Raw genomic sequence first — 2,395 nt, forward strand, 5'->3', positions numbered from 1 at the left:
AGCGGCACCCACCCGCAGGCCGCGCAGGCGTGCGCGGACCTGCGCGCGGCCGTCACCGCGGGCGACCCCTTCGCGCCCGTCGCGCCCGACGCCATGTGCACGCAGCAGTACGGCGGCGACGCGGTCGTCGAGGTGACCGGCGCGGTGCTGGCGGCCGACGGCGCGCCGGTCGACGTGGCCGCCGTCTACACGCTGACCGACGGCTGCGAGACCCGGCGCTTCACGGCGATGGGCGCGGTCCTCGCGCCGTACCGCGGCAGCGTCTGAGCGACCGCCGGGGCTGCCGTGGCTGCCGGGCCGGCCGGGGTCGCCAGGGCCGAGGTGCTCGGCCGCGGTTCCGGGGTCAGCTCACGAGCAGGAAGCCGACGACGATCCCGGCACCCACCACGGTGAGCGCTGCCGGCAGGAGCACCGGGTGCACCCGCCCCCCGCCCGGCAGCCACACCCAGGAGGGGTCCCGGGGGTCGTACCGGACGGGGACCGGTGTCCCCGGCGCGTACCGGGTCCTGTCGAGGCCCGAGTCCCCCCGCCAGCCCGCCTGCCGCTCCTGCCCCGTGGCGTCCCGGTAGGCGACGGTGAGCTCCCACGGGGTGCTCTCGCCCCCGTTCGTCCCCTCGCGGGCGGACACCACGACGCCGTCGGCCCGCAGCGCGCGGCGCACCGGGGGAGGTCACGGACCAGCGAGACGGTCCCTCCGCAGAGGAACAGCAGGCCGACCAAGAGCGGGACGAGCCCGAGGAGCGTGGTGAGCGCCGTGGGCGGATCCGGGGCCACGGCCTACTTGAGCAGGCGCGACAGGCGGCGGTCGGCGAGGACCTGCCCGCCGGTCTGGCAGGTCGGGCAGTACTGGAACGACGTGTCGGTGTACGACACCTCGGCCACGGCGGTGCCGCAGACCTCGCACGGCTGGCCGGTGCGCCCGTGCACGCGCATCCGGGTGCGCTTGCCGTCCTTGAGGGCCTCCGGGGGAAGGCCGACCGCCTGCTGCACCGCCCCGCCGAGCACGAGCGCCGTCGCGTCGGCGAGCCGCTCGAGCCGGTCCTCGTCCAGCCCGCCCGCGGGGGCGAAGGGCGAGATCCGGGCCGCGTGCATGATGTCGTCGGAGTAGGCGTTGCCGATGCCCGCGACGACCTTCTGGTCGGTGAGGACGGTCTTCAGCCGCTGCCGGGTGCCGGCGAGCGCCTCGCCCCAGCCGCGCGCGTCGAGCGCGAGCGGGTCCGAGCCCAGGGCGGCGACGTAGGGCACCGTCATGGGGTCGTGGACGACGTGGACGGCGAGCCGCTTCTGCGTGCCTGCCTCGGTGAGGTCGAGCGCGGCCATCCCCTCCCCGTCGTCGAGGAGCACCCGCAGCGCCAGCGGGCCCTTGCCGGGCCGCGCCATGGTCGTCGGGGCCGGGTCGCGCCACTGCGCCCAGCCGGCCCGCGAGAAGTGGACGAGCAGGTGCAGGCCGTCCACGTCGAGGTCGACGACCTTGCCGTGCCGGGACACCCCGACGACGGACAGGCCCTGCAGCGCCGTCGGCGGCGGGTCGAAGGTCTTGAGCACGTTGAGCGCCAGCACGTCGACGCGCGCGACGACGCGGCCGACCGCGCGCCCGGCGAGGAACTGCACGAGCGCCTCGACCTCGGGGAGCTCGGGCACCCGCCGATGGTGCCGCACGCGCGCCCGCCGCACACCCCCTCGGCGGCACCGCCTAGACCGAGCCGAGCACCCCGGCGGCGACGGCGACCGGCAGGAGCGACAGCAGCCCGAGCACGAGCAGGCCGACGGGGACGACGAGCGGGTGGGGGCGCGAGCCGCCGGGGACGTGCACCCAGCCGGGCCTACGGGGGTCGTAGCGCACGGGGACGGGCATCCCCGGGGAGTACAGCGACCGGTCCAGCCGGGAGTCGCCGTGCCACACGCCGCGGTGCAGCTCGCCCTGCGCGTCGCGGTAGTCGATGGTCAGCCGCCACATCCGCTGGCCGCCGTCGGCGCCCTGGTCGCCGACCTCGACGACCACGCCCTCGGCGTCCTCGGCGCGCCGCAGCCGCGGGACGACCCGGACCAGGGACACCAGACCGGTGACGAGCACCGCGAGCGGGGCGAGGACGAGCACGGCCCACACCCAGGCGGGGGGGTCGAGGACGGGGTCGAGCACAGCGGGCAGGGCGGGACGCATGCTGCTCCAGGGACGGCGCGGCTCCTCGGGGTGCAGGAGCCACGGGCGGCGGGGGCCGGGGGGCGGCGAGGGGACGCCGGGCGCCATCGTCGCAGCACCGGCGCCCGGACGGGGACCCGACCACGGCCCGGTCCCCTGCCAGGGCTCCCGGGCCTGCCGGCGCCGCCTCCGGGGCCGGTGGCGGTAGCGTGCTCCCGTGGGCCGCGGGGGCAGGGTGGACGGGGGTGCCGCGGC

Annotated in this window: 4 protein-coding genes; 1 reads left to right on the top strand and 3 read right to left on the bottom strand. The window is 77.6% G+C overall.

Translation table 11 applies throughout. The annotated features are described in order from the left end of the window. On the top strand, positions 1–267 hold a 267-nt coding region (locus WCS02_RS19705; RefSeq protein WP_340295980.1), incomplete at its 5' end, for an SSI family serine proteinase inhibitor. A 76-nt stretch (positions 268–343) separates the two neighbouring features. Here the strand turns inward: WCS02_RS19705 and WCS02_RS19710 are convergent. The 3 genes from WCS02_RS19710 to WCS02_RS19720 all read right to left on the bottom strand — a co-directional run bounded on the left by WCS02_RS19710 (position 344) and on the right by WCS02_RS19720 (position 2,161). Further along, entirely contained in the window at positions 344–661 is a 318-nt protein-coding gene (locus WCS02_RS19710; protein ID WP_340295981.1) for a DUF3592 domain-containing protein, read from the bottom strand. Between the two features lie 116 nt (positions 662–777). Continuing rightward, positions 778–1,641, bottom strand: a complete 864-nt coding sequence (locus tag WCS02_RS19715; protein WP_340295982.1) for a DNA-formamidopyrimidine glycosylase family protein — start codon at positions 1,639–1,641, stop codon at positions 778–780. 52 nt (positions 1,642–1,693) lie between these two features. Beyond that, positions 1,694–2,161 carry a DUF3592 domain-containing protein gene (locus tag WCS02_RS19720; RefSeq protein WP_340295983.1) on the bottom strand — a complete coding sequence of 156 codons (468 nt, stop codon included), beginning with the start codon at positions 2,159–2,161 and terminating at the stop codon, positions 1,694–1,696. Positions 2,162–2,395: the final 234 nt, after the last annotated feature.

Source organism: Aquipuribacter hungaricus (assembly GCF_037860755.1).
Classification (GTDB): Bacteria; Actinomycetota; Actinomycetes; order Actinomycetales; family JBBAYJ01; genus Aquipuribacter; species Aquipuribacter hungaricus.